At 42.0% G+C, this 26,494-nt stretch carries 27 protein-coding genes, 1 pseudogene and 1 riboswitch; of the genes and pseudogenes, 11 read left to right on the forward strand and 17 right to left on the reverse strand.

Annotated elements, in window-relative coordinates; translation table 11 throughout:
- Positions 1 to 144: 144 nt before the first annotated feature.
- From BT147_RS01875 to BT147_RS01895, 5 genes are all read left to right on the forward strand, one after another.
- Positions 145 to 1,425, forward strand: a complete 1,281-nt coding sequence (locus BT147_RS01875) for an MFS transporter (RefSeq protein WP_072330329.1) — start codon at positions 145 to 147, stop codon at positions 1,423 to 1,425.
- Between the two features lie 15 nt (positions 1,426 to 1,440).
- The gene (gene comA, locus BT147_RS01880) at positions 1,441 to 2,241 is read left to right on the forward strand and encodes a phosphosulfolactate synthase (RefSeq protein ID WP_072330332.1); all 801 of its coding nucleotides are present in this window, start codon (positions 1,441 to 1,443) and stop codon (positions 2,239 to 2,241) included.
- Positions 2,238 to 2,975, forward strand: a complete 738-nt coding sequence (locus BT147_RS01885; RefSeq protein WP_072330334.1) for a 2-phosphosulfolactate phosphatase — start codon at positions 2,238 to 2,240, stop codon at positions 2,973 to 2,975. The genes comA and BT147_RS01885 overlap by 4 nt, the downstream gene beginning before the upstream one ends.
- A gap of 70 nt (positions 2,976 to 3,045) precedes the next feature.
- Positions 3,046 to 3,501, forward strand: coding sequence for a DUF441 domain-containing protein (locus tag BT147_RS01890; RefSeq protein WP_072330336.1), 456 nt, complete (start codon positions 3,046 to 3,048; stop codon positions 3,499 to 3,501).
- Between the two features lie 97 nt (positions 3,502 to 3,598).
- Entirely contained in the window at positions 3,599 to 4,447 is an 849-nt protein-coding gene (locus BT147_RS01895) for a DegV family protein (protein WP_072330338.1), read from the forward strand.
- 86 nt (positions 4,448 to 4,533) lie between these two features.
- Here BT147_RS01895 and efp read toward each other — a convergent pair whose 3' ends face one another.
- Genes efp through aroQ form a run of 3 tightly spaced genes read right to left on the reverse strand, consistent with a single transcriptional unit; the run spans position 4,534 to position 6,652 of the window.
- Positions 4,534 to 5,091, reverse strand: a complete 558-nt coding sequence (gene efp / locus BT147_RS01900; protein WP_072330340.1) for an elongation factor P — start codon at positions 5,089 to 5,091, stop codon at positions 4,534 to 4,536.
- 29 nt (positions 5,092 to 5,120) lie between these two features.
- The gene (locus tag BT147_RS01905) at positions 5,121 to 6,191 is read right to left on the reverse strand and encodes a M24 family metallopeptidase (RefSeq protein WP_072330342.1); all 1,071 of its coding nucleotides are present in this window, start codon (positions 6,189 to 6,191) and stop codon (positions 5,121 to 5,123) included.
- Positions 6,192 to 6,220: 29 nt separating this feature from the next.
- Positions 6,221 to 6,652: a type II 3-dehydroquinate dehydratase gene (gene aroQ, locus BT147_RS01910; RefSeq protein ID WP_072330344.1), complete on the reverse strand. Its 432-nt coding sequence runs from the start codon at positions 6,650 to 6,652 to the stop codon at positions 6,221 to 6,223.
- 199 nt (positions 6,653 to 6,851) lie between these two features.
- Between aroQ and BT147_RS01915 the strand changes: the two genes are divergently transcribed.
- Together BT147_RS01915 and BT147_RS01920 are read left to right on the forward strand one after the other, a co-directional pair.
- Positions 6,852 to 7,766 carry a DUF1385 domain-containing protein gene (locus tag BT147_RS01915; RefSeq protein ID WP_083426338.1) on the forward strand — a complete coding sequence of 305 codons (915 nt, stop codon included), beginning with the start codon at positions 6,852 to 6,854 and terminating at the stop codon, positions 7,764 to 7,766.
- A gap of 27 nt (positions 7,767 to 7,793) precedes the next feature.
- Positions 7,794 to 8,057 carry a hypothetical protein gene (locus BT147_RS01920; RefSeq protein ID WP_072330348.1) on the forward strand — a complete coding sequence of 88 codons (264 nt, stop codon included), beginning with the start codon at positions 7,794 to 7,796 and terminating at the stop codon, positions 8,055 to 8,057.
- A 16-nt stretch (positions 8,058 to 8,073) separates the two neighbouring features.
- Here BT147_RS01920 and BT147_RS01925 read toward each other — a convergent pair whose 3' ends face one another.
- The 3 genes from BT147_RS01925 to mntR form a co-directional block, all read right to left on the reverse strand.
- The gene (locus tag BT147_RS01925; RefSeq protein ID WP_072330350.1) at positions 8,074 to 8,454 is read right to left on the reverse strand and encodes a protease complex subunit PrcB family protein; all 381 of its coding nucleotides are present in this window, start codon (positions 8,452 to 8,454) and stop codon (positions 8,074 to 8,076) included.
- 1 nt (position 8,455) lies between these two features.
- Positions 8,456 to 9,433 carry a patatin-like phospholipase family protein gene (locus BT147_RS01930; RefSeq protein ID WP_072330352.1) on the reverse strand — a complete coding sequence of 326 codons (978 nt, stop codon included), beginning with the start codon at positions 9,431 to 9,433 and terminating at the stop codon, positions 8,456 to 8,458.
- 80 nt (positions 9,434 to 9,513) lie between these two features.
- Complete coding sequence (gene mntR / locus BT147_RS01935; RefSeq protein ID WP_072330354.1) at positions 9,514 to 9,948, reverse strand: transcriptional regulator MntR; 435 nt, start codon at positions 9,946 to 9,948, stop codon at positions 9,514 to 9,516.
- Positions 9,949 to 10,087: 139 nt separating this feature from the next.
- Between mntR and BT147_RS01940 the strand changes: the two genes are divergently transcribed.
- Complete coding sequence (locus BT147_RS01940; RefSeq protein WP_072330356.1) at positions 10,088 to 10,327, forward strand: DivIVA domain-containing protein; 240 nt, start codon at positions 10,088 to 10,090, stop codon at positions 10,325 to 10,327.
- Here BT147_RS01940 and BT147_RS01945 read toward each other — a convergent pair.
- The 8 genes and pseudogenes from BT147_RS01945 to fadH all read right to left on the reverse strand — a co-directional run bounded on the left by BT147_RS01945 (position 10,324) and on the right by fadH (position 18,934).
- Complete coding sequence (locus tag BT147_RS01945) at positions 10,324 to 11,082, reverse strand: metallophosphoesterase (protein ID WP_072330358.1); 759 nt, start codon at positions 11,080 to 11,082, stop codon at positions 10,324 to 10,326. The genes BT147_RS01940 and BT147_RS01945 overlap by 4 nt on opposite strands.
- Positions 11,083 to 11,175: 93 nt before the next feature.
- Positions 11,176 to 12,927 carry a serine/threonine-protein kinase gene (locus BT147_RS01950; RefSeq protein ID WP_072330360.1) on the reverse strand — a complete coding sequence of 584 codons (1,752 nt, stop codon included), beginning with the start codon at positions 12,925 to 12,927 and terminating at the stop codon, positions 11,176 to 11,178.
- Positions 12,928 to 13,126: 199 nt separating this feature from the next.
- Complete coding sequence (lipM, locus tag BT147_RS01955) at positions 13,127 to 13,942, reverse strand: octanoyltransferase LipM (protein WP_286118978.1); 816 nt, start codon at positions 13,940 to 13,942, stop codon at positions 13,127 to 13,129.
- Positions 13,943 to 14,053: 111 nt separating this feature from the next.
- Positions 14,054 to 14,228 (reverse strand): annotated as a pseudogene (locus BT147_RS16025) (RNA-guided endonuclease TnpB family protein); the annotation flags it as partial.
- 89 nt (positions 14,229 to 14,317) lie between these two features.
- Entirely contained in the window at positions 14,318 to 14,716 is a 399-nt protein-coding gene (tnpA, locus tag BT147_RS01965; RefSeq protein WP_072330364.1) for an IS200/IS605 family transposase, read from the reverse strand.
- Between the two features lie 221 nt (positions 14,717 to 14,937).
- Positions 14,938 to 15,864, reverse strand: a complete 927-nt coding sequence (locus tag BT147_RS15370) for a collagen-like triple helix repeat-containing protein (protein WP_072330366.1) — start codon at positions 15,862 to 15,864, stop codon at positions 14,938 to 14,940.
- Positions 15,865 to 16,085: 221 nt separating this feature from the next.
- Positions 16,086 to 18,032, reverse strand: a complete 1,947-nt coding sequence (gene ptsG / locus BT147_RS01975) for a glucose-specific PTS transporter subunit IIBC (RefSeq protein ID WP_072330368.1) — start codon at positions 18,030 to 18,032, stop codon at positions 16,086 to 16,088.
- Between the two features lie 134 nt (positions 18,033 to 18,166).
- Complete coding sequence (gene fadH / locus BT147_RS01980) at positions 18,167 to 18,934, reverse strand: 2,4-dienoyl-CoA reductase (RefSeq protein WP_072330370.1); 768 nt, start codon at positions 18,932 to 18,934, stop codon at positions 18,167 to 18,169.
- 262 nt (positions 18,935 to 19,196) lie between these two features.
- On the opposite strand from fadH, the gene BT147_RS01985 reads away from it, so the two are divergent.
- On the forward strand, positions 19,197 to 19,547 hold the full coding sequence (locus BT147_RS01985; protein WP_143187878.1) for a hypothetical protein: 351 nt from the start codon (positions 19,197 to 19,199) through the stop codon (positions 19,545 to 19,547).
- 23 nt (positions 19,548 to 19,570) lie between these two features.
- On the opposite strand, the gene gcvPB is transcribed toward BT147_RS01985, so the two are convergent.
- From gcvPB to gcvT, 3 genes are read right to left on the reverse strand one after another with little or no spacing between them, the layout of a single operon-like run.
- On the reverse strand, positions 19,571 to 21,028 hold the full coding sequence (gene gcvPB, locus BT147_RS01990; protein WP_072330373.1) for an aminomethyl-transferring glycine dehydrogenase subunit GcvPB: 1,458 nt from the start codon (positions 21,026 to 21,028) through the stop codon (positions 19,571 to 19,573).
- Positions 21,025 to 22,371, reverse strand: coding sequence for an aminomethyl-transferring glycine dehydrogenase subunit GcvPA (gene gcvPA / locus BT147_RS01995; protein WP_072330375.1), 1,347 nt, complete (start codon positions 22,369 to 22,371; stop codon positions 21,025 to 21,027). The genes gcvPB and gcvPA overlap by 4 nt, the downstream gene beginning before the upstream one ends.
- Before the next feature lie 29 nt (positions 22,372 to 22,400).
- Positions 22,401 to 23,495: a glycine cleavage system aminomethyltransferase GcvT gene (gcvT, locus tag BT147_RS02000; RefSeq protein WP_072330377.1), complete on the reverse strand. Its 1,095-nt coding sequence runs from the start codon at positions 23,493 to 23,495 to the stop codon at positions 22,401 to 22,403.
- A gap of 144 nt (positions 23,496 to 23,639) precedes the next feature.
- Positions 23,640 to 23,745, reverse strand: a riboswitch (glycine riboswitch).
- A gap of 164 nt (positions 23,746 to 23,909) precedes the next feature.
- Here gcvT and BT147_RS02005 point away from each other — a divergent pair.
- Positions 23,910 to 25,634 (forward strand): DEAD/DEAH box helicase, encoded by a 1,725-nt coding sequence (locus tag BT147_RS02005; RefSeq protein WP_072330379.1) that lies wholly within the window; start codon positions 23,910 to 23,912, stop codon positions 25,632 to 25,634.
- Entirely contained in the window at positions 25,615 to 26,436 is an 822-nt protein-coding gene (locus tag BT147_RS02010; protein WP_072330381.1) for a YqhG family protein, read from the forward strand. Before BT147_RS02005 ends, BT147_RS02010 begins: the two co-directional genes overlap by 20 nt.
- Positions 26,437 to 26,494: the final 58 nt, after the last annotated feature.

A 26,494-nucleotide genomic window follows, 5' to 3' on the forward strand; every position in this document is an offset into this window, starting at 1 on the left:
ACAACCCCACCCCTCATCAAGTATCGGTAACTCTATTTTCACCTTTCGATTCAAAAGAAATACATTTTAGTTGAAATGGGCTATTTTTTCGTTAGTTGGATAGACTAAGCAATCAAATGAATTCATAAACGAGGTTTAATACATATGGATCAAAAAGTAAAATCAACATCTCAACCAAAAGCAAAAAAATGGATTCTTGCGATCTTGTCTTCCATTCCTATCATTATGGTTTTGGGTAACTCCATGTTAATTCCTGTACTACCAACGATTGAAAACGTATATGATGTTTCAAGTGTACAAACAAGCTTATTAATCACTTTATTTTCTATCCCAGCAGGGATCGTGATCCCTTTTGCTGGGATCTTAGCCGACCATGTAGGAAGAAAAAAAGTCATTTTCTATAGTTTGCTTATATATGGTGTAGGAGGACTATTAGCTGGATTATCGGCAGTTTGGTTTCCAGAATCATTTGGATTTCTATTAGCTAGTAGAGTGATCCAAGGTATTGGAGCGGCTGGAACTGCACCTATCGCAATGGTTTTAGCAAGTGATCTATTTGAAAAGAGTGATCGGGCATCTGCCCTTGGAATCATTGAATCCTCCAATGCAATGGGAAAAGTACTAAGTCCCATCATAGGTTCGCTACTAGCACTTTTCACTTGGTACACTATGTTTTTCGTTTTTCCTATTTTATGTATTCCGGTTGCTTACTTCCTTGTAAAAATAATTCAAGAACCAACCCAATCGCATGAAAAAACACCCCTTAAACAGTACATCAAACACGTAAAATCAGTATTTCAACGAGAAGGGCGCTGGTTATTCCTTGCTTTTGCTATTGGATCTATGACACTATTTACACTTTTTGGAGGGTTGTTCCGACTTTCCGATTCAATTGATACAAATACTAACTTGAGTGGGGTCCTAAAAGGGTTCGTTTTGGCTATTCCCCTTCTCGCTCTTTGTATCACAGCGTATATAGTAGGGAAAACAATCAAAACCAAAATCGGTCTAATGAAGATACTCATCTTGATTGGTTTGGGATTATTAACGACAACAATCATATTCATGATCTGGATGAAGTCCATCGTATGGATGATCATGATCTTATCCATTAGCGCTATCGCCTGCGGACTCATCCTTCCGTGCCTAAATACATTTATCACTTCTTCTACAGGTACGTCAGAGCGAGGAATTATTACTTCTTTATATGGAAGCATACGTTTTTTTGGAGTTGCTCTTGGACCTACTGTCTACGGAGCTCTACAAAATCGTCCTTTTATCCTATTTATTGGAAGCGGAGCTGTATTTGCGCTATTATTACTATTATCAGCTTGGCTCATCCATAGTCCCCAACGAATAAACGGAAACCGGGAGGGACATTCACGGATTTTGATTCGATCCAAGCGCATTCATCCCATCGCATAGAGAGGAGTTTTAGTAATGGAGAGAAATATATGGGGAAATTGGTTACAAATCCATACAAAACATCGGCAAATCAATAAACCCCGGTCTACCGGGCTCACCATGGTGATGGATAAGGGTCTCGGGATGCGTGCTTTTGATGACCTAATCGAAATCGCTCATCCCTACATCGATTTCTATAAACTAGGATTCGGAACTGCCGCAGTCACACCTGTACGCCTATTAAGAGAAAAAATTGAACGGACTGAGCAGGAGCGTATTCACATTTATCCAGGGGGAACCTTTTTTGAAATAGCTCACCATCATCGATGTACAGACCAATATTTCCAAGGTTTGCGAGATCAAGGGATCAGGTGGATTGAGATTTCAGAAGGCACCATCTCCATACCTCCTAAAGAAAAAAGAGATTTGATTCGAAAAGCCCATAAATTAGGATTTTCTGTTATTACAGAGATCGGAAAAAAGGAATCAGGTACTTTTTTGACAGTGGACGAAATCCACACTCAAGCCGCATTAGATCTGGAAGAGGGAGTAAAATTTGTCATTATAGAGGGTCGTGAGTCGGGAATTGATGTGGGCATCTATGATGAAAATGGAAAATTTGATTCTTCTTTAATTCGTGATTTGGCAAATAGCTTACCTCTTAATCAAATCATGTTTGAATCTCCTCTTAAAAAACAGCAAATTCAATATATTAAATTGATTGGGAATGAGGTAAATCTAGGAAACATTCCCCCTACAGAAGTAATCGCACTTGAAGCTCTGAGACAACATCTACGCTCAGATACGTTCAATCCTACTATGGAGGTGTACCGATGAACATTCAAACAATACCTTATGTCCAAGCGTTAAAACCAAGCGATTATGTAGGTCAAACCATTATTGTCATAGACACATTTCGAGCCACTTCCACCATAGTGGCGGCCCTTTCATCTGGGGTAAAGTGTGTCATTCCTGTCAAAGAAATTGAAGATGCCAAGAAGTTATGGAAACCAGGACGGATACTAGCGGGTGAGCGGTTTGGAGCACAAATTGAGGAGTTTTCCCTAGGTAATTCGCCTGTCCATTTTATACAAACTTCTTCTTGTAAGGGAAAAGAACTGATTCTTACGACTACGAATGGTACACGGGCACTGAGTAGAGTCGCTCAAGCGAAACAAGTTTGGATCGGTAGCTTGTTAAATGCGAGATCGATTGCCCAGAGATTGCACATAGAAAATATCTCCAATGTCCTATTTTATTGCGCGGGAACAAGAGGCACGATGTCATTTGAAGATTGTGTTACCGTCGGAGCCATCCTAGAGGAGTGGCGACAACTGGATTCACAAATCACTCGATCCCCTTCGCCTTTTGACGATCTTTCTCTCCTATGTATGAGTAGCTTCCAATTTCTTCACTCCCAAGATCAACTTCATCTATTGCGAGAGAGCCGGGCAGGAAAGCGAAACCACTCTCTTGGTAATGAGGACGATCTGGATCTAAGCCTACAGATGAATGAATTTAACGTGGTCCCTATTTATGCGAATGGAGTTATTACTGCTTCTGTCTCATGATTTTCATTCTATCCCTGCTCGCTCATGCATAGTTTAATGATAAAGTCATTATGGACAAGGGGAGCGCGACATGAAAGCAGATCTTATTATTGTAGTCCTAATCGTGATCGGGTTATTGGGCCGTTCCCCCATTATTGCTACTGCGGCCAGTTTTCTCCTTATTTTAAAACTTCTTCATCTTGAACGTTTTTTTGACGGTATCGAGCGACGCGGACTAGAACTTGGATTATTATTCTTAACCATTGCTGTATTGGTTCCATTTGTATCTGGAAAAATAACGTGGCAACAAGTTGTGGACGTATTCACTTCCCCCGCTGGGATTTTAGCTTGCATTGGCGGAGCACTTGCTACTTATATGAATGGAAAAGGACTAGACTTACTACGTGTAGATCCTCAATTAGTAGTAGGACTCGTAATCGGATCTATCTTTGGAATTATTTTCTTGCGAGGCATCCCTGTTGGCCCCCTAATGGCAGCTGGGATTACTGCATTTTTTATGGGCGTGCTCCGAATATGGTGGCATTAAAACCTCCTACTTCTAAAGACATATAAAGTCATACACATTTTTCTTGAGTCCCTAGAAAAACTCACGTATACTTAGGGCAGTCAAGGGGGTTTTTCTATTGTCCAAAATTGCCATTATTACTGACAGTTCGTGTGACCTACCGAAAGACCTAGTTGCAAAGCTAGGTGTTTCCGTTGTACCACTTCGTGTTATCTATAAATCGGGAGAATTTCGAGATGGAATTGATATTGAAGCAGCCGATATTTATCAGCGACTTGAAATAGAAGTTCCAACTACCTCCATGCCTTCACCAGAAGATATTTATGCCACGTTTGAAAAAGTCCGTTCTGAAGGATTTACCCATTGTCTTGTCATTAGTGTATCCTCTGGATTAAGCGGAACTTATAATACATTTAAATTAATAGCAAACGAGTTTGATGATCTTCATATACACGTTATTGATTCTAAATACCTTTCCTGGGCATTAGGTTATCAAGTAATAGAAGCCTCTAAACTAGTCCGCGAAAAGCTTGATTTCGGCGAAATTGTCCAGAAGATCGAAGCGATGAAGAAGCAAATTTCTGCTTACTTTGTAGTGGATACATTAGAGTACCTAAAAGCAGGCGGACGAATCGGACGAGTGTCAGCCCTTTTCGGCTCTATGCTAAATGTAAAACCCATTATTTCAGTAGATGATGATGGTAAGTATTTCCCCCTTACAGTTGCTCGCGGAAAAAAGCAAGCAATGAAAAAACTTTACCATTTAGTACAAAATCACGTTGACTCGGCTAAAGCAAGTATTGCCATTGTACAAGGACGTGCTGAAAAAGAAGCAGAGGCATTGGCAGACCGAATTCGTCAACTAGGCGATAATATCGCGGATATTTATGTAGGGAATGTGAGTCCCGCACTTGTGGTTCATGCAGGCCCTGGATTAGTTGGTCTTATTATTAAGAACGAAAAATAAGAACACCGTAATCAAAATCATTTGTCACGATTATGAATCAAAAATAGCCTTAACCCGGATCATCCGAGTTAAGGCTATTTTTACTATTATGCACGTGAAACGTATTGACCATTGCGGGTGTCTATTACAAGGCGATCGCCTCGATTGATAAAGAGCGGAACCGTAACAACAAATCCAGTAGATAACGTAGCAGGCTTATTGCCACCTGTCGCTGTATCCCCACGGATTCCAGGATCGGTTTCAACAACTTCCAGCTCTACTGTGTTAGGTAGTTGGATTCCAATCGTTTCATGCTCATAGGTAACGATTTGAACTTCCATGTTTTCTTGTAGAAAATTTAGTTCATACTCTAAGCGCTCTGCTGGCAATGAGATTTGATCATAAGTTTCATTATCCATGAACGTGTATTCACCGCCAGATTCATACAAATAGCTCATTCGGCGAGTTTCAATCAACGCCTTAGCTACTTTCTCACCGCCACGAAACGTTTTCTCTGTAATATTTCCGTTACGAAGGTTACGTAACTTAGATCTAACAAATGCAGCACCTTTTCCTGGTTTTACGTGTTGGAATTCAAGAACGGAATAAATGTCACCATCAATTTCAATTGTTAAACCTGTACGAAAATCATTTACACTAATCATCCATCGTTCCTCCTGATGAAAACAAAGATCTAGAGAATTATAAGTTCCTTAGTACAATGAGTTAATACCTCGTGCCCTGATCCCGTAATCAGAACATCATCTTCAATACGGACTCCACCGAAATCAGAGAGATAAATTCCTGGTTCCACCGTTACGACGTTTCCAGGCTTTAAAACATTAGAGGCTGCTTGAGAGAGTCTAGGACCCTCATGAACTTCCAGCCCAATTCCATGCCCAGTCCCATGCCCAAAGTGTGCGCCATAACCTCGCTCAGTAATCAAATCACGAGCTACTGAATCAGCCTCAATCCCTGTCATACCTGGACGAAGAGCATCTACAGCCTTTCGTTCTGCCTCTAATACAATATCATAAATTTCCTTTTGTTTCTCGTTTGGCTTTCCAACCATAACGGTACGAGTAAGGTCAGAAGCATATCCTTGATAGGCAGCTCCAAAATCAAGGGTAACAAGATCACCCTTTTCAATCACTTTATCACTTGCCACCCCGTGTGGTAATGCTCCTCTCCAGCCAGATGCCACAATGATATCAAAAGATGGACCCGTTGCTCCCATCTCCATCATCAGTACCTTCAGTCGAAGTTGGACCTCTGATTCCTTCAACCCCGGTTTAATATATTGAATGATCTGTTCAAAAGTGCGGTCTGCAATCGTAGCCGCATGGCGGATAATGGTTAGCTCTTCATCACTTTTTACCATGCGTAATTCTTCTATAATTTGTGGAGCAGATATGTATTCAATCGAAGAATCACCTTGGGATAAAGCTTGGAATTGAGCAAACGTCATATGAGTTGCCTCAAAACTTACCTTTTTGAGACCTATCTTTTTGAGATTTTCTCGAACCGTGTGCCAAATATCTAGTGATGATTGGAGTTCCAGACGAAAATGTGGACACTCTGCTCTTACTTGGTCGATATAACGAAAGTCTGTGATAAATACAGCATCCTTTTCCGTCACAATCGCCACACCACTAGAACCAGTAAAACCAGTGATATATCTACGATTATAAGGATTGGTGATCAAATAGACCTCGATCCCTTGACTCATCATCTCTCTCCGTAAGCTTTCTAGCCGTTTTTCCATGAGTCTCACTCCTAGTATGTTCGGTTATGCTAGATCAATTCTCGAATCGCTTGTAAAGCGAGATCATAGCTATATGATCCAAATCCACTAATTTGTCCGATACAGACAGGCGCAGTTACAGATTGCTTACGAAATTCTTCTCTAGCATGAATATTAGATAAATGCACTTCAATGACAGGAACTTCTACCGATGCAATCGCATCTCGGATGGCATAACTTGTATGAGTATAAGCCCCTGGGTTACATATTATGTAATCAAAATTTCCTTCTGCTTCATGAATCGCCGTAATGAGTTCACCCTCAAAATTAGACTGTTTCGTAACAACGGAAAACGCCAAACGGTCACCTATTTTTTGTAATCTTTGGTTGATTTTATCCAATGTTTCAAAGCCATAAACCTCCGGCTCGCGTTTGCCCAAACGGTTTAAATTCGGGCCATGAAGGATCAGTACTCTTGTCATCTACGAACACCCCTGTAAGAGTATATTTTCTCATGGATTTAGCGATTTGTCCAACCTCCATATCGGATATTTCCTTTCTGTGATAAAATGGAGATACTTACAAAGCTCACAATTTAATACACATGATACAAAGGTGGTGCCAGATTTCGTGGCTGAACAACCCATAGCATATGGTGGTCAGGCAGTAGTAGAAGGAGTTATGTTTCAAGGGCAATATAGTCTGGTTACAGCAGTTAGACGTAAAAACGGAGCAATCGAAACATTTGAAGTACAAAAAAAGGAACAACCCCTCCTCTCGAAAGTGAAAAAAATTCCTTTTGTTAGGGGTTTGATCGGGCTCATTGAAGCAAGTGCATCTGGTGCAAAACACCTTCAATTTGCTACTGAACAGTATGATTTAGATGAAAATCCTGAGCAAGTCCATGATACAAAAGAGACTTTCTCTTCCAAGTTATCTATGTGGTTAGGTGTAGCAGTAGTTGGGATTCTGTCCTTTATTGTGGGGAAAGTAATCTTCACGCTTGTCCCTGCGATGCTAGCCAGCTTTTTATTTGATGGATTAGTAACGAATCTGATTCTCCAGAATCTAATAGAAGGGGCAATCAAGACGATCTTACTCTTCTCATACCTTTGGATCATATCGCAAACACCCATCATCAAACGAGTCTTCCAATACCATGGAGCTGAGCATAAAGTGATTACCGCTTATGAACATGGGGAAGAATTGACAGTAGAAAATGTTCAAAAACATTCTAGACTTCACTATCGATGTGGTAGTAGTTTTATGATTCTGACCATATTGGTGGGGGTAATTGTATACTCCTTTTTCCAATATGACGATATGTGGGATCGGATGATTATACGTTTAGAGCTACTTCCACTCGTAATTATGCTATCTTATGAGGCTTTACGCTTTACCAATGCGCTTCGCAATGTCCCTGTACTCAAGTACTTAGGATATCCTGGATTATGGCTTCAATTACTTACTACAAAAGAACCAAATGATGAGCAGGTAGAAGTAGCCATCACCTCATTTAAGCGCATGCTTGACTTGGACAGTGAAGTAAAAGCCAAACAAGTTCCCTTGAATCATGCTTCTTCCATCGAAATGTAACACGACCTTTACGAAAGTGGTGGTAGCGTGAATATCTCCAAAAGACTTTCAGTTGGAACCATCCTCATATTAGGGTTAGTCGCCATCGGGATCATGTCAGCACTGCGTGAATCCTTTTGGAATGTAGTAGGGTTGATCGGAATTATCGGGATCATCTTTTATCTATATAAGAAGCCTCCTATTTGGTTACAAAGAATAAGTGGGCATGTTCCCGCAACATCAACCAAACGAAAGAAAAAATCACATCGATTTAAAGTGATAGATGGCTCGAAAAAACATCGCAAATTCTAGAAAAAACCCCCTAGTCTCACTTAGACTGGGGGTTTTTCGTATGGACATGATTAAGGCCTTCCACATTAATGGGCACATCACTTTTCGTCAAGACAAAGGGGTACACAATCATCTGTGGATAAAACGTACCTGGGGTTGGCTCATGCTCAGTTACTTCCACCTTCACCTGATTATCTTGTTGTACAATATTGGTTACCTGCAATTGGTACCCAGGATTAGGCCTCATTCCAAGTGAGATCAGTGTGTATTCTTCATCCTCCATCTGAATCTTATGAAGCCCAGAATGTACTTTTTGATGCATCACCCATTCTCGGATCGAGATAGGTAGTGTATTTAGCTGATCACTCGTGATTAGTTTAATTCCATTCTCAAGACCTTTTTCATCATTCTGATTCATATTAACTTCCTTTCTGAAGTGGTGGCTCATCATTTTTCCCAAAGTTGATCTGGGTGGAACGACTTTTGCCACGTGCTTGTAAATAGGAATCAAATGTCCAACCCTCGAAGAACGCTTCTCCTGCTTTCATCCCAGATTGATAGAGGGTATCTTTCTTATCCTTACTTAAAGAAAAATCAGTTATTTTAATCCCCAGTGTAGGTACGGAGATCGTACGAATCTGATCCTTTGACCGAATATAACGGTTATCATAAGCGTCCATCATCGTATAAAACAAGGATAAAAACATGTTTAATGGTCCTGGGACTTCTGCAACTGATCCCTTCGTCTCTTTTGTTGGATTATTTAAATCAAAGCCAAAAGTAGGCCAACGAGGGCAGTCTGAATCAAAAATCCAAATAGGAAAATTACTTAGCACCCCTCCGTCTACAATACAACTATACTTCCCAGAAGGTGCATGATACAACATCTCAGGATCAAAGAAGAAAGGAATACTACAACTCATCCGAACCGCTTTTGCAACTGAAAACGTTGCTGGATCATGGCCATAACTAGCAAGATCGTCTGGTAGAATCATGAGCATTTTTTGTGTGATATCTGAGGCAATAATTTTCAAACCAACGTCCTGCAAATCACCAAAGGTCCGAACCCCCTTCTCAGCCAATCGACATTCTAGCCATTGTTCTAGTGCATCACCCGAGTAAATCCCTTTTTTAATCCACATACGCAGGGCTGGACCGACATAAGGGATGCGATGGTATAATGTCTTCGGTAAAAACGATGTAAAGTCCAGATCAAGGAGAAGCTGATGAAGCTCCTCTGCTGTATACCCGGCCGCAATAAGGGCCGCGATCATCGATCCAGCAGAGGTCCCTGCTACGTTTTTCCATTTGTATCCCTTTTTCTCAGCCACCGATAATGCTCCGACAAGCCCAATTCCTTTTACACCGCCACCCTCAAATACTGCATCTGCCCACACATGACTCACCTCTTCAAGAAAAGAATGATTTATTCATGTGTATGAAAAAAACCCTTGGAACAGGACTTCCGAGGATTAATTTATTCATCTTGCTCTGTAGTCTCTTCAGCAACTTTTGTAGATATGAGAAATTTGACCACTTCTGGATTACTTTCGAGATAGGCAACTAAGTTCTCCACACAGGTGATGGAATCCCAACTAAGATGGTGTTCAATCCCTTCCACATCCTGATAAACAAATTCCTCACGTACTCCAATTAAGCGAAGAAACTTCTCTAATAATTGATGCCTGTCTACTAGGCGCTTTCCTATTTTTTTACCCTTAGCCGTTAAAACCAAACCACGATATTTTTCATAAACCAAATATTTATTTTGATCAAGCTTCTGAACCATCTTTGTAACTGACGAGGGGTGAACGGATAACGCCTCTGCTATGTCTGACACACGTGCATATCCTTTTTGATCAATTAATTGATAAATATTTTCTAGATAATCTTCCATACTTGGTGTTGCCAAATGAACCACCCCTTCAAATCAATACGACCAGAGTCATTTTATCAGATGTTACGTATTAGCTCAATGAAAGTGTTACAAAAACACCCCTCAAAAAAACTGTTATTTCCGTTATAATGAAGATCAAAGGAGGATTCGCTTTATGAGAATCACCCCATCTGATATTCCGAGCAAGAAATTTAATAAGTCTTTCTGGGGCTATGTCCCAGGTGAAGTGGATCAGTGGTTAAACGAAATCGTCATTTGTTACGAAGAAGATGTAAGCGAACTAAAAGAGCTACGACAAGAAATTACAAGACTACGAAACGAAAACAAACAATTACGTGGCATAGTAAGAGAGATGGATCAATTAGATGAAAGCCGAGTATCTAGCGAATGCTAGGAAGTCTCGGCTTTTTTCTGATCATCATTCCAAATCGGCACAGGACCAAATTGAATAGCATCACAAGCAACCAAACGGAGTTCGACACCTTCTACATTCCCTTGAATGGCATCCTCATGTGCCTTCCCATGAAGATGTCCATACACACATAAGGAAACCTCATACTCTTTCAGGAGATCGAAAAACTTGGATTCTTTTCCTGTCTGGGTTAAAGGCGGGTAGTGAAGCATCGCAATAATAGGCAAATCTGGATGTTTTTCCCTCCCTGCCTCTAACGCCATTTTCAGCCTCCCTGCTTGCCTATCGTAAATCTTTCGATCTTCGGATTCTTGATAACCGTAATCCCCTGGAAGCATCCAGCCACGGGTGGCAGCAACTATCTTCTTCTCCACAATGGTAAAATCAGCATCTAGCCATGTCATGCGCCCAGGCAGTGCTTCACGAATCTTCTTCTTACTATGTACATAATACTCATGATTACCTGGTGAAAAAACCTTATATCCGGGCAACTGATCAATCCACCTGAAATCATATAAGGCCTCTTCCAAGCGTAGCGCCCAGCTAATATCTCCTGGGATCAGAACGGTGTCTTCTTCACTTACTCTCTCAATCCATAAATCTCGAATTCGATGATAATGTTGATCCCAGCCAAACAGCTCCATTGGCTTTCCAATATCTCTCTCCGGATCAATCTCATACAGGTTCACAGGTCTTTGGAACGATAGATGTAAATCCGCAATTGAAAAGATCGCCATACAAGTACCATCCTTTCTCACAACTACACAATACTCTAACTACGAAAAAAAAAGCAAGAAGACTGTTGATCCCCTTGCTTATTTATCTGCTATTTATTTTTCCAACAATTTATATGGTTGAGCCGATTTATCAATAAATAAATCACGTAATGATAGTGAGGTTTTCTCTGACAAACCTAAGGTTGCCTTTACCTCTGTACCTTGGTTAATGTTGATTACCATATCACTATTCGTAACATTTAGTGAGAAACCGATCGGTTTATTCTTCACTAACTTCGGTATAGGAGTAGAGTCTACTTCCGTAATTTTCGTACCTGAGTTACGCAATAACGATACTTTTCCGTTCGACCACTCCACCACATACGTAATACCATCTACCGAGTTGAGTTTAATCTCAAATGGAGCACCTGAATCTTGGGTGAGTCCTACTAAGAAGTTAGTGAATGAACTTGAGATCGGAATAGCAATCTGTGTCTTAGGCATGACCGTTAAATCAGAGCCCTTCGCAATTCCAATACCTGTATTTAACATCCATGGCTGATTGGGTAGAAAATCGCTATCTACTTGGGAAGTGTCATCAATCTTTTGGAGACCCGGATTTTGAAGAGTTATACCTTTACCCGCAGTAAAGACTGGCTTTAACACACCTTGTATCGGATTAGTCCCTCGAAGTACAAACGCTTCCTTCGTCTCTTTATCCACTATTTTCACTCGTACGGGAGCAAGTGAGGTATGGTATACATAAAACTCGTACGACTTACCTGATTTAATAAAAGGAACTCCTTTTGATCCAAACATAGTGGTACGTGCGCCTTGTGAGGACCCTGAGATAATCTGACCATCTCGTTTAATGAGAAGTTCAAAACGTCCCCCATCTGATTTTTCCATCGTAGCCTTGAAATCATCAAATGTTTCATCAAAAGCAAGTTCCCCTTGTAATACAGTAGATTCTTCCATCGAATCAAAGGCATAATCTGATTTTGAAGCAAAATCATGCTTCTGGCCGTTCGGTTTGATCTGAAAAATCGCCTTTTGTTCATTCTTAACAGGGTCTTTGGCATCTGATTCATTTAAATAATAATTTCCAACCAGTGCACCTGTTGCAATCAAAATGAGTGCTACAGCAGTCGACATGAATACTTTACGCAGTCCGCCTGGTTTTCGCCCAGACTCCAAACTTCGATCTTTCAGCAACTTATCTACTTGCCCAATCACTTCCTCCAGACTCACTTTGGTCTTCCACGACTTCAAAGCAAGTTTTTGTAATTTACGAGGAATTAGGTTATTTTCCAAGAATAATTTGTTATTTTTCGGGTTCTTGGAGGGTTGATAACCTGTAAGAAGGAAGAATAGGAGATCTCGCCACTTCTGATCACGCTGTACTTTGATTTCATCATGTAAATAATAGAATAAGAGCAAAGGCTCCGATCCACTTAATAAAATATTTTTCGGATCGAGCGTTGTTCGAAGCGGAAAGTTTCTGCGTTGTAGCTCGCGAATGGTTTGTAGCAAGCTCTTTGCTACTTTTAGCGCTTTTAATGGTTTCATGGGGCGCTCTTTTGTCACGAGCAATGGAAGTGGTTCACCTGAAAAGGGGGCATGAACCAGAATGACCTCATGCTCGTCCACCATTACATCAATAATCGGGGCAAGATGAGGATGTTGAAACTTTAGCGCAAGCTCTCGAAAATCCTCGGGCAAGGTTTGACCTTCTATTGGAATGCTTTGGAGAAATACACGTTTGCCTGCGTGAGTACGTGCCTGCAAAAGCTTCCCAGATGAAAATTGAATCTCATCTTCTACTTGAAACCTCTTCACAAATGGAGAGTGAAATGATTTAGCCAACGGTAGTACCACCCTCACACAACAAATTTTTAGAAGTGATAATGATAGAATATAAATACAAATAAATTATTCGGGAATCATCTCCATCCTAAACTTAAGTATATTAAAAATCAAGTTATTGTTTAGCTGTAGAAATATTATAATGTGAACAATTTTCCACAAATAAGAATGGAGTAGTGAAAATCAGAGAAGTGAAAGGCTATCGCTTGTAATTCCAATCGTCATTTGCGTATTTCTCTCGAACTAGTTGATACGCCATTTCTTCCTCATAGGAGCTAAGTCGCCCTACTTCTGCATTCAGTTCTAACCCTTCAATAAACCCTTGTGTAAAAGCATTCTCAACCTCTAGTATGTGAAACCGCTGTGAGCCGCATTGATGAATCGAAATCGCCTTTTGCTCCAGTTCTTGCTTTCTTGTAACACGAATCTCTTCTGTAGGAAATGTTAGCACCTCAAATAATCGATCTGTATCAAGATCTAGCAAAATAGAACCGTGTTGCAAAGCGACCCCTTTTTGGCGAACTTGAGCACTCCCAGCCGCTTTTCGTCCATGAATGACCAATTCGTAATCAGACGGAGCATCAAAGCAAGCCGCTGAATGGAGTAGTGAGAAAGCTTTGGCAGGTGGGGCAAGCTTTGCTTCTATCCCTAAGTTTTGATAACCACGAAGCAGACCTTGGCTTAGATAGCGGTAGGACTCTGACACGCTCCCTCGTACCGATGGATGCGTTTCTGGGGCAATGATGCTATAAGTTAGTTCAGAGTCGTGTAGAACAGCTCTGCCGCCTGTCATTCTGCGAACAAAACCCCAGCCTAGCTCCTTCAATCGCTCTAGATTAACCTCTTTTTCAGATCGTTGGAAATATCCAATACTAAGGGTTGCTGGATTCCAACCATAAAATCGCAGAGTGGGTGGAGCTTGGTTTTCACTGATGGCTGTTAAAATCGCTTCGTCTAGCGCCATGTTCCATGCCGGAGCGTGTGGTTGATAGGGAATGAGCCGCCATTTGTTGATCATTTTATTATCCCTCCTCGTGTATTCCAAGTCCCGGGGCAATCTATCTGTACACTGATAAATATTGACACCCCCACGACTAAAGTCGATGGGATTCTTGAGTGGTTAACTTTAGACAACGCTCACGTTTAAGGGTGTGTCATCACCCCCTCCCATGTAGTTAAAATGTACCCACATGGGCGACATACCTGTTACCAGTATGATAGGCTACTCACTCAGATATTGCTTTTGCTATATTAATAGCCCCATTCAGATCCGCATGGCAGATATAGTCACACTGCTTACAGTGGTGCAGAAGTCATTTGTCGATAGATTTGTTGCTTGGATTGAGTGGGTTTATGTAGTTCTAAACGTAGTGTGATCGTCGGCATAGGATCACCCCCTTTTCTTCTGTGCTTCTACATAACTCTTAATCGTATCACTGGATACATTGCCTGCTGTACTAACAAAGAATGAACGTGTCCATAGACTCGGCAGATGCGACAAATGTTTGAATTCTTGTCTCAATCGTCTAGATGTCACTCCTTTCACTCTTGCCATGATATCTGATGGGGAATCTGTCGGAAGACAATTCAAGAATAAATGACAATGATCTGGCATGACTTCCATTGCCACAATGAGCCAATTATTTTCTTGGCATATTTCTGCTATGAATTGTTTGAATCGTTCTTCCACTTGATTTATCAATACCTTTCTTCGATAGCGTGGACAGAAAACAAAATGATAGTTGATTAAAGATACAGTCGTTTGAGTTCTTCGGTATTCTTGTTCCATTAATCAATTGTATTAGTATACAATAATAACTGCAACGAATAAAACAAAAAATAAAAACTACACTAAGCATCCCCGCAAGAGGGTACCGAGCAACGCCGTCCCTGGACATCAAAAAGACACCCATCATCTGTTAGGTGTCTGAATGAAATCTTTTACGACTGACCTCCACTTATACAATAACCAAGGAATCTTCTCCCTTTGATCATTTATTTACTACGTGATCAAGTAACTTGCAAAATAGTAATATTAGCTGTTCCATTATCAAGACCAGCTCCAGAAGCACCTGAAGCATTAAATGCCGTGCTAAGGGTTTGACTCGGCAAAGAAACTTGAATAGTTTTTGCAATTGTAACACTTGAACTATTACTAGCAGCATATATATATCCATTTGAAGGTACGAACAATGGCGCCCCATCTAAAAGTATTTGATATAACGAAATATCATCGTTACCTCCATCAGGTTGACCAGTAATAGTCGACGAAATTAAATAACTATGACCTCCATCAAGTACAATCGCACTAGAACCGGTTGCCATATTAATACCAGTTCCAACAGATTCAACGATATCCCATATAACAGAAGTAATTGCTCCTACAGGATAATTCCTAAATGTCGAATCCCCATTTGCATAAGAAGAGGCAATTCCTCCAGTAGGACCTTGGGTACCTACAGGACCTTGAGGACCTTGAGGACCTGTTGACCCTGCAACCCCCGAAGTCCCTGCTGGTCCCTGAGGTCCCGTTGATCCTGCAACCCCCGAAGTCCCTGCTGGTCCCTGAGGTCCTTGAGGTCCTGGCGGTCCCCCTGTTGGTCCTGGAGGCCCTGGCGGTCCTGGAGGTCCTATCGTAACAGGTGTTTCTAGTACATTTTCTAATTTTTCATTTAAGATATATTCTTTCTTTCCAATCGCATTAATGGTATCGCGAACACTTGCATTGATTGTCAGTAAGTCGCTAAGTGAAGGTTGAAAAGGAGTAGAGACTCCTGGAAGGGTTCCTAGAACGTATTGAAGCTTTTCTCCTTCTGCATTAATGATATGGCTAAGACCTAGTTCTTCTAATGCAATCGACGACAGTAGTAGGTTTACGGCATCTTCTCGGGTAATGTTTATGTTAGGTGAAATATTAGGTATATTTGCTTGAGACATGCTTTCACTCCTTTGTTATAGAATATGATTTATCATATTCATCCTATGTAGAGATTTATGTTAGGGAAACTCATGTATAGTCTAATTATCGATTTGATCTGGTGGAAACTTTGGTACGACTTTTCGATGATTCTACTGAACCGCTGTAAGTATACATTTGAATAACACAAAAGAGTTCCCAATGAAAAAAGCACCCTGTTTTTGAGTGCTTTTTTCATTTGCTATTGAACGGTAATGGCTAATGGCTGTCCTTTTTGACATTGGGTTGTCTTTAGTTCGATTTTTTGTTCTTGAAGGTTGGTAAAGACGATTGGGGTAATGATTGATTTTGCATGTTGTCTGACATAATCGAGATCGAAGGTTACGAGTTCTTGCCCCGCTTTGACATGATCCCCTTGTGCGATCTTGGCAGTGAATCCTTCTCCCTTTAATTGCACGGTATCAATGCCGATGTGGATGAGGATTTCTCGGCCACTTTGGGAACGAATGCCGATTGCGTGTTTCGATGGGAATAGATTTACGACTTCTCCATCTACTGGGGATACCACGATTCCTTCTATCGGATCAATCGCAAATCCATCCCCCATCAGCTTATCTGCAAAGACTGGATCTGGAACTTCTTTAAGAGGCAACACTCTGCCTGTCATCGGAGCTAGGAGGCTTTCCGTTTCAGAACCAGTCCCGATGGAACTTGTCTCATTTGCTTCGACTGGAGTTTCCACCTTCTCTACCGGCTTAGGATTCTTCCCGGCTATAATGTCTTTCATTTGTTCCTTAATTTGATCCGATTTGGGACCAAAGATCGCTTGCATATTGTTTCCAACTTCTAAAACCCCAGCAGCTCCCAGCGCTTTTAATTTCGCTTTGTCTACTTTTTTAGGGTCTTGAACCTGAATACGGAGTCGTGTAATACATGCATCCAGATGAGTTAAGTTATCTTTTCCACCAAAAGCTTCTAAAACTCCGTAAGCGAGAGAATTAGGGTGATCACCTGCATCATCCAAGTCCATCCCCTCTTCCGTCTCATCCTCCCGACCAGGGGTCTTCAGATTCCAGGTACGAATCGCAAACCGGAATCCAAAATAGTAGACTACAGCAAAAGCAAGACCAACTGGAATAATCATCCATGAGTTTGTACTTATTTTCCAGTAGAGGAGATAATCAATCACGCCGCCTGAAAAGGTAAGCCCTGCCTTTACATTCAAAAGCGCCATGGTCATAAATGAAATACCCGCAAACACACAGTGTATTGCAAATAGAACGGGAGCTACAAACAGAAACGAAAATTCAATTGGCTCTGTAATTCCTGTTAAAAAGGAAGTAAGAGCTCCTGAAAGCATAATTCCTCCAACCACTTTTCTTCTTTCTGGACGAGCCTCTTGGTAAATAGCTAGAGCCGCCGCAGGTAAACCAAACATCATAAATGGAAACTTCCCTGTTAAAAATGTTCCTGCTGTAGGATCCCCAGCGAAAAATCTAGCAACATCTCCCTTTACTACTTCCCCTGTTGATTTCACATACTCCCCAAACTCGAACCAGAATGGTGCGTACCAGATATGGTGAAGACCAAATGGGATCAGTGCTCGCTCGATCACCCCAAAGATAAAGGCCGATAAAGCAAGATTCGCATGTAATACCATGTGTGAAAATGTATCAATTCCTGCTTGAATCGGTGGCCACACAAATGCAAAAATGAGGCCCAAAATAAAAGCTGAAGCCGCTGTAACAATGGGTACAAAACGCTTACCAGCAAAAAAACCTAGGAACGGGGGAAGCTCGATATCATGAAACTTCCTATATAATAAGGCGGCTACAACCCCAATGATAATCCCACCAAAAACCCCCATTGAGATGGTTTTAATTCCGAGTACAGGGGTTGTTTCCAGATGACGAAGAATGGCCATCTGTCCAAGCGTAGCGTTCATGATTAAATACCCGACCACGGCAGCTAAACCAGCTGATCCATCCCCATTTGTTAATCCGATTGCTACCCCGATCGCAAAAATGAGTGCTAGGTTCGCAAATATGACATCTCCCGCTTCGGACATTAATCCTATTTCTAGTGCACTACCTATTCCTAATAGCAATCCGGCTGCTGGAAGAATCGCCACTGGAAGCATTAATGATTTCCCGATTTTCTGTAGGCTTCCAAATAGATTTTTAAACACCTTTTACCCTCCTGTTAACAAAAGACAATTAGATTCTTTTTCATTCTGTTGTTTATTTTGTCCAAGAATAGAAAAAGCATGAATGAGTGACGAATTCTACTCATTCATGCTTCCTTACCTACGTACCTTATTTTTTATAAAAATCGGAATCCTGATAGCCAGTGCCCGCCATCTACGGTAATGCAATCTCCGTTGATGAACCCTGCTTCTTCGGATAATAAAAACTTTGTAACACTTGCAATCTCTTCAGGGGTGCCGAAGCGTTTTAGTGGAACTTGTCGCTCGACCATTTTATAAGCTTTTTCGTCTTGAATCAGCTTATCCGTTCCGCCTGTACGTTCGATTGGACCGGGTGCGATAGCATTTAATCGGATGCCATACTTGCTACCCCACTCGACAGCTAAGGTCTGGGTCATCGCGAGTACTCCCGCTTTGGCAGAAGCTGAATGAACGACACCCGCCGCCCCAGTCCAAGCATATGTAGCCACAATGTTTACAATGGAGCCTTTGATTCCTTTTTCAATCCAATAGCTCCCTACTGTATTGGTACAATACCATGTACCGTTTAAGACAATATCAATAACAGAACGCCAGCCATTATTCGACAGCTTTTCAGCTGGTACGACGAAGTTACCTGCCGCATTATTTACAAGATGATCAATGTTACCAAAGGTTTCATGGACCGTTTCCACCATTTCTTTTACTTTCTCTTCTTCTCTAACATCCAATACAAAGGTTAGTACCTGTCCTGGAAACGTTTCATATTCCTTTTTCACTTCTTGCATACGCTCTTCATTACGAGCACATATGACAACGTTGGCTCCCTCTTGACAGAAACGCTGTACCATTGCTTTTCCCATACCACTACTTCCACCTGTGACGATGACCGTTTTTCCTCTCATCTTGCAACCTCATCTCTATGAATATTGATTGTTTAAATAAATCTCTCACTTAAGCCTAGATGAGAGTTCTTCTAACGTCAAGGTACTATTTCTTACTCCAGTTTGAAAGGAACCTATTTTTTTACAATTGATATTTTCTTTATCTTTATATACCATTTATAAGGACATTAAATACATACACCATGGAAGGAAGATCACCATTCGTAGTAACTTTCGGGTTCAATGGAGCCTATACGTAGATGCTAAAACCCAAGAAAAAGCCATGCTCATCTTTCAACTAGTTTCAGAAGCAATTGATTTACCTCTCCAAATTGAAAACTGCGAACCTTATTGGAGAAATCGCAGTCAATATGAAATTACATTCACAACGACGTGGGAAGGTGTAACCCCTCCAGAAGCCGTTTTCCGCACGTTAGCCGCCGCAGATACACTAGCATGGGAGTGGAATGTACGGTGCCCAGTGGAATGGGAAGACGGGTTGTTCGAATTTGGAGGACAGTCTGTTAAGACGAAATTAGCTAACTTATTATGGATTGGATTTGAATTAGAAAAGGAAGTCGCTCAAAAACAATCCATACAAGAAGGTACTGTATACGAGACGAAAATCCCCTAGAAAGGGGATTTTCTTGTTTTCATTTATGATTTGCTATAACGTAACACAGGTTTTCTGGCAGCTGTTACTTCATCAAGGCGTCGTACGATCGTATGATGAGGTGCTTCTTGCACAACTTCCGGTGTCTCTTCCGCCTCACGAGCGATTTGGATCATCGCGTCAATAAATTTATCTAATGTTTCCTTACTCTCCGTCTCGGTTGGCTCAATCATCAGGCACTCATCTACAATAAGCGGGAAGTAAATCGTAGGTGGGTGATAGCCAAAGTCTAAGAGGCGTTTTGCCATATCCAAGGTACGAACCCCTTGTTCCTTCTGGCGATTTCCTGATAAGACAAATTCATGCTTACAGTGCTGGGTAAACGGTACATCAAAGTAAGGTGCTAGGCGATGCATCATGTAGTTCGCATTTAGCACAGCATATTCGGATACTTGCTTTAAGCCGTCTGGACCCATGGTGCGAATATACGTATAGGCACGGACTAAGATACCGAAGTTGCCATAATACCCTTTGATTCTTCCGATCGAATGAGGCATGTCATGATCGAAGAAGTATCTACCATCTTCACGCTGGCGAACCATCGGCTTCGGTAGATATGGGATTAGATCTTTCTTTACACCTACCGGACCTGCACCAGGTCCACCACCGCCATGTGGAGTTGTAAAGGTTTTATGTAGGTTTAGATGCACTACATCAAACCCCATATCCCCTGGACGAGCATAGCCTAAAATTGCGTTCGCATTGGCCCCATCATAGTAGAGGAGTCCGCCTGCTTCATGCACTAGGTCCGCGATCCATTTGATCTCTTCTTCAAAAAGTCCAAGTGTATTGGGATTGGTCATCATCAAAGCAGCAGTATCGTTTCCAAGAGCCTCTTTTAATGCTTCTACATCAACGAGTCCCTTTTCATTGGAAGGGATTGTAATCGTTTCAAAGCCAGCCACAGTCGCGGAAGCTGGATTCGTACCGTGAGCAGAGTCTGGTACGATCACCTTATTACGCTTAAAGTCTCCACGGTTTTCATGGTAGGCACGGATCATCATCAATCCGGTCCACTCACCTTGCGCACCAGCAGCCGATTGCACCGTTACATCATCCATACCGGTAATCTCTGATAAATCTTGTTGTAATTCAAACAACAGTTGGAGTGCCCCTTGCACGCTCTCCTCTGCTTGATACGGGTGAATCTTCGAGAATCCTGGGTACCGTGCTACATCTTCATTGATTTTTGGATTGTATTTCATCGTACACGACCCAAGCGGATAGAAACCATTATCTATCCCGTGGTTACGGCGTGATAACTCGGTATAATGGCGCATGAGGTCCAGTTCTGCAACCTCTGGTAACTCAGCCGGGACCTCGCGCATGAATTGTGCAGGAAGTCCTTCTGTTTCAGGTACATCGCTTGCAGGTAAACTGTAAGAAATACGACCCGGCCTACTCATCTCAAAAATGAGTTGTTTCGCTGTCTCTCTGCTCATAGTAGTCCCTCCAATGCCACTGCCAACTGTTCAATTTCCTCTTGGGTGCGAAGCTCGGTTACAGCAACTAACATATGATTTTGGTATTCTGGATAAGCTTTACCTAAGTCGTAACCACCAATAATGCCATGTTCCAATAGCTTTCGATTTACCTCTGAAACCGGGCCATTTACCTTAATCACAAATTCATTAAAAAATGGTTTTTCATGAGCGAGTTCGACCCCACTCACTTGCAACAAACGTTGCTTAGCAAAATGTGCTTTCTTCACATTTAATGACGCTACATCCTGCATCCCTTGTTTCCCTAAAGCAGACATATAAACGGAAGCCGCTAGAGCCATCAGCGCTTGATTTGAGCAAATGTTAGAAGTTGCTTTGTCGCGCCTGATATGTTGTTCACGAGCTTGTAGAGTTAGTACAAAACCGCGTTTTCCGTCCTCATCCACGGTTTGACCTACGATACGTCCTGGTAGACGGCGCATTAGGGCCTTTGTGGTCGCAAAGTAGCCACAGTGCGGACCTCCAAACTGTGGAAGAATGCCGAGTGATTGCGCATCTCCTACTACAATATCTGCCTTAAAGGCACCTGGAGGTTGTAGGATTCCCAAAGAAAGTGGGTTAGAGCTTACAACGAGCAACCCCTTGTGCTTATGTGCGATCTGCTCAATTTGGCTGAGGTCTTCAAGGTTTCCTAAGAAGTTTGGATACTGAACGATAACCGCCGCCGTATCTTCATCTGCCACTTCTTCTAAGCGAGTCAAATCGGTTACTCCATCTTGCAAAGGAATCTCGACCACTTCATAACCAAGCCCTTTTGCATTCGTCAATAGGATCTCACGCGCTTCCGGATGAACCGCTCTGGAAACAACCACTTTTTTCTTCTTTGTATGAGAAAATGCGAGTGCCGCCGCTTCTGCTAGAGCGGTTGGGCCGTCGTACATCGAGGAGTTAGCTACATCCATACCGGTTAACTCACAAATCATCGACTGAAATTCAAAAATAGCTTGCAGTTCACCTTGGCTAATCTCTGGCTGGTAAGGAGTATAAGCTGTATAAAATTCTGAACGAGAGATAACATGTCCCACTACACTTGGTACATAATGCTCATACACGCCAGCCCCTAAAAAAGAAACGTACTGATCCAAGTTTGCATTTTTTCCCGATAAACGTTGCATATGCTTCACCAATACTGGTTCTGGCAATGCCTTAGGAATCGCCAATTCCCCGTGGAAACGGACATTTTCAGGAATCTCTGCAAATAATTCTTCCGTTGTCTGGACTCCGATCGTTTCAAGCATTTCTTTCCGATCTTGTTCTGTCATTGGTAAATAACGAAATGTCATCCTTTTCTCCTCCTCCAAAACCGTAGATGCTATTTTGCTCGTTTGTAAAAAGGCGCTTTTACAATTTTGGCACGCACACGTTTTCCACGAATTTCAATTTCTACTTCTTCCCCTAAAACGGCATATTCACTTTTAATGAGTGCTAATCCAATATTAATTTTTAGAGTAGGCGACTGCGTTCCCGTGGTAACTTCACCGATTAGCTCCCCTCCTTGATAGACAGGATAATGAGTACGCGGGATACCACGGTCAATCATTTCCAGTCCAACCAGTTTCCGAGGCGCTCCCTGCTCTTTTTGAAGGGCAAGAGCATCACGACCGATATAATCCCCTTTATCCACTTTTACTGCAAAGCCCATCCCCGCTTCGATCGGAGAGATCGTTGCTGAAAGTTCTTGCCCATAAAGAGGTAACTTTGCTTCAAAGCGCAATGTATCCCTAGCCCCAAGTCCACAAGGCAAAAGACCGTCCTCTTTCCCTGTTTCAAGGAGTAAGTTCCATATAGCAGGAGCATGTTTGCTTCCAAAATAGAGCTCAAACCCATCTTCACCTGTGTAACCAGAACGAGATATAAGAGTAGGAACTCCGCCAATCTCGATATCATTTAAAAACGTAAATGGACGCAGACTACTCAGGTCTTCCTCTGTAAGACGTTGCAGAATTGTTTCCGCAAGGGGTCCTTGTATTGCAATCTGGGCAACCTGATCCGAAATATGAGTAACGGTTACATCCCCTGTCCTATGTTGATTAATCCAGTCCACATCTTTATCAATATTCCCTGCATTAATCACAAGGAGATACTTCTGTTCGCCTGTGCGATAAACCAATAAATCATCTACGGTACCGCCATCTGGATAACACATTAACGTATACTGAGCCTGCCCGATAGAAATCTTAGATGCATCATTTGTCGTAAGCTTCTGAACTAAAGCTAAGCTATCTGGTCCTGATACTTCCACCTCTCCCATATGCGAGACGTCAAACAACCCGGCACGAGTACGAACCGCCTCATGTTCTTCTTTGATGCTCGAAAATTGAACAGGCATTTCCCAACCGCCAAATGGGACCAATTTCGCTTGATCCTTGTACGCGTCAAATAGCGCAGTACGCTTTAATTGCTCCATGACCAGCACCTCCAAATAAAATAGACAGAGCCCTGTTCTTGTCGCACAGTCTCTGTCATGGGACCTGAGAGTTCACCTGAATTTCACATTCAAGTTGCCCCTTGGGTGGCTCATGATCACGATCACAAGCACTCTCCAGAGTCGCGTCCAGCAAGCCTCCTTTTGCCTGAGAGATTCACTTCTTGCAAGAAGTTTGCTCCTTCGGCGCCGTCGATCCAAAACGACCAACAGTCTCTCCTCTCGCCTTCATTCGCCCGAACAATATGTATCTGTCACGTATATTGTGCCATATCTCTGTATACATTTCGATACATTTTTATTGGAATTGTCGGCACATACGAGGAGTGTATGAAATGTGGTTTCTTATGCATACTAAAAATTGGATGATCTGTATACGAAAGGCGGAACGATTTTATGTTTTCTCTACCAATCCATTACGATCGAAGTTGGCTTTCCCAGTTGGAACAAAATATCGAACAAGATACAGGGTGGTCTAATTGGGAACGTTTCCAACTAGCCTTAGAAGCAGCCCAAGCGCAAGTTGTCCCTGCCTTTGACAGTATCCTTAGCTTACAGCAAATTTATGGCTTTGAGCCTCTTCGCCATCAGATTGACGTCACTCGGCAAGTAATCCATGAGATGAGGGGTCGAGCGATCCTAGCAGATGAAGTAGGGCTGGGTAAAACCATCGAAGCAGGACTTATCTTAAAGGAATATATGATCCGTGGTCTCGTAAAAAAAGCACTGATTTTAGTACCCTCTTCCCTTGTCTTACAATGGACCAGAGAGTTAAACCAAAAATTCCAGATCCCCGCAGTGGCACAGAAAAAAGCATGGATGTGGGATAAATACGATATCATCGTGGCCTCCATGGATACAGCCAAAAGGGATCCCCACCGTGAGTTTGTATTAAATAGTGAATACGACCTATTGATTGTGGATGAAGCTCATAAATTAAAGAATCGACGGACAAAGAACTGGCAATTTATTAATGAAGTGAAGAAAAAGTTTTGTTTGTTACTTACTGCTACTCCTGTACAAAATGAGATGGAAGAACTATTTAATCTGGTAACGCTATTAAAGCCGGGGCAATTGGGACGAGAATCACAGTTTAACAGTGATTTTGTAGCGAGTAAGAGAAAAGCGAAAAATGAAGAACAACTACGGGATGAAATCAGTCGTGTCCTAATTCGAAACCGAAGAAGGGACGGGGATCTAAACCTAACAAAGCGCATCGTTCATACCATTCCGATTCACCTCACCCCCGAAGAGCGTGACTTGTATGAAGGTGTAACTGGATTTGTCCGCTCCCGATTCCAAAATGGAACAGGCGACCTCAAAAGTATGCTCTCTCTCCTTGTCTTACAAAAAGAAGTTTGTAGTAGTCGCGATGCTGTTTTCCATACCCTATTTAAACTATTTAAGCGAGGCGAAGAAGGGAACGAAGTGATTTCCCCTGAAGTGGCTCATCTTGTGGAATTACTTCGCAAAGTAAAGACTTCTTCTAAAGTAGAGAAAGCAGTAAATATTATTCAACAAATCCCGGATAAAGTCATCGTTTTTACTGAATATCGAGCTACACAAGAAATGCTCATCCGCGCCCTACAACAACAGGGAATTTCCGCTGTTCCATATCGTGGAGGATTTAATCGAAATAAAAAAGACTGGATGATGGAGCTGTTCCAAAAGCGGGCACAGGTGATGGTAGCCACAGAAGCCGGCGGCGAAGGAATTAACCTACAATTTTGTAGCCACATTATCAACTTCGATATGCCGTGGAATCCGATGCGGGTCGAACAGCGCATCGGACGTGTTCATCGCCTAGGGCAAAAGAAAGATGTAAATATCTATAATTTCTCTACTTCAGGAACGATTGAGGAACAGATTATCTGGCTTCTACATGAGAAAATCCAGTTATTTGAAAGTGTAATCGGCGAACTGGAAACAATCCTTGAAAAACTGGAATACGAAGAGTCATTGGAGCAAAGTCTGATGAAAATTGCCCTCACTTCCGAAGATCCGCATCAAATTCGCAACCGTCTTCACTCTCTTTCGGATCAATTTCATCAGAAAAAAGATGAAGTGGTTCGTACCAAACAAGAACAGGATGAACGATTCTATGGATCAACAACAAGTTAGGTCTTTTACCGAGCGATATCTACAATACCAACAGTGTCAGGTGATTGAATCAGCCCCTTCCCATATCTATACGCATCTATCGATCGAAGCAGACAAAGACTTGCTAAATCGTCCAATGTACTGGATGTATGTAGAACGCATGGGACTGCAACCCAATCCTAGCCATCAATGCTTTATCTTTGACGCCGATAACCCTCCAGCTGATCTAAAAGGGGAGTATGTATTTTATGGGTGTCCTCGATTTACACAACTCCTCGATTCAGCACAAAAGCATGGTAAATTTGTGAGAGTGTACCAAGACACAGGCGCCTTCGGCATGGTAAGCCGTCAAACCAAGCCGTACTCGCCATGGTTAGTAATCAATTTCTTTGTTTCCTTCGTCTGCGATCACAAACGGGATGAGATCTGGTCCCTAGGAATCGATCTTCAAACGGGGGCGATTCAGGAACAGTTTGATGATCAAATCAAAAACACCAAATGGCTTAACCGAATCCCTGCAAAACGGTATACAGAAGAAGCAAATATGTCGATTTCAGAGGCTGTCGGTGAGCTGGAGTATTATTTACAAGATCGTCTGCAAAATGGCGACCTTGCATGGGCGATGGAAGCAGAAGAACGGCTACAGCAAGAGCTGACGCAATTGGATCTTTATTTTCCGGATGATTCTAGTTTAAGTGAGGAGCAGATGAAATCAAAGCAGGATCGTCGGAGGGAGCTTGTGTGGCAGTATCACCCTCGAGTGGAGACACGGTTGATTAATGCAGGGCTTTTTTATCGGGATAAGGTGTTTCGGTATCAATGATAATGCCTTATCTGTAAGAATCGGGATGTGTTCAAAGATAACTAAAGAGAAAGCGGAC

The sequence above is a fragment of the Thermoactinomyces sp. DSM 45891 genome (assembly GCF_900119485.1).
Lineage (GTDB): Bacteria > Bacillota > Bacilli > Thermoactinomycetales > Thermoactinomycetaceae > Baia.

Coding starts and splice junctions, on each gene's coding strand:
- BT147_RS01875 (WP_072330329.1), top strand. CDS start 145: ATGGATCAAAAAGTAAAATCAACATCTCAACCAAAAGCAAAAAAATGG.
- comA (WP_072330332.1), top strand. CDS start 1,441: ATGGAGAGAAATATATGGGGAAATTGGTTACAAATCCATACAAAACAT.
- BT147_RS01885 (WP_072330334.1), top strand. CDS start 2,238: ATGAACATTCAAACAATACCTTATGTCCAAGCGTTAAAACCAAGCGAT.
- BT147_RS01890 (WP_072330336.1), top strand. CDS start 3,046: ATGAAAGCAGATCTTATTATTGTAGTCCTAATCGTGATCGGGTTATTG.
- efp (WP_072330340.1), bottom strand. CDS start 5,091: ATGATTAGTGTAAATGATTTTCGTACAGGTTTAACAATTGAAATTGAT.
- BT147_RS01905 (WP_072330342.1), bottom strand. CDS start 6,191: ATGGAAAAACGGCTAGAAAGCTTACGGAGAGAGATGATGAGTCAAGGG.
- aroQ (WP_072330344.1), bottom strand. CDS start 6,652: ATGACAAGAGTACTGATCCTTCATGGCCCGAATTTAAACCGTTTGGGC.
- BT147_RS01915 (WP_083426338.1), top strand. CDS start 6,852: ATGTTTCAAGGGCAATATAGTCTGGTTACAGCAGTTAGACGTAAAAAC.
- BT147_RS01925 (WP_072330350.1), bottom strand. CDS start 8,454: ATGAATCAGAATGATGAAAAAGGTCTTGAGAATGGAATTAAACTAATC.
- BT147_RS01940 (WP_072330356.1), top strand. CDS start 10,088: ATGAGAATCACCCCATCTGATATTCCGAGCAAGAAATTTAATAAGTCT.
- BT147_RS01945 (WP_072330358.1), bottom strand. CDS start 11,082: ATGGCGATCTTTTCAATTGCGGATTTACATCTATCGTTCCAAAGACCT.
- tnpA (WP_072330364.1), bottom strand. CDS start 14,716: ATGGAACAAGAATACCGAAGAACTCAAACGACTGTATCTTTAATCAAC.
- BT147_RS15370 (WP_072330366.1), bottom strand. CDS start 15,864: ATGTCTCAAGCAAATATACCTAATATTTCACCTAACATAAACATTACC.
- fadH (WP_072330370.1), bottom strand. CDS start 18,934: ATGAGAGGAAAAACGGTCATCGTCACAGGTGGAAGTAGTGGTATGGGA.
- BT147_RS01985 (WP_143187878.1), top strand. CDS start 19,197: ATGCTCATCTTTCAACTAGTTTCAGAAGCAATTGATTTACCTCTCCAA.
- gcvPB (WP_072330373.1), bottom strand. CDS start 21,028: ATGAGCAGAGAGACAGCGAAACAACTCATTTTTGAGATGAGTAGGCCG.
- gcvPA (WP_072330375.1), bottom strand. CDS start 22,371: ATGACATTTCGTTATTTACCAATGACAGAACAAGATCGGAAAGAAATG.
- gcvT (WP_072330377.1), bottom strand. CDS start 23,495: ATGGAGCAATTAAAGCGTACTGCGCTATTTGACGCGTACAAGGATCAA.
- BT147_RS02005 (WP_072330379.1), top strand. CDS start 23,910: ATGTTTTCTCTACCAATCCATTACGATCGAAGTTGGCTTTCCCAGTTG.
- BT147_RS02010 (WP_072330381.1), top strand. CDS start 25,615: ATGGATCAACAACAAGTTAGGTCTTTTACCGAGCGATATCTACAATAC.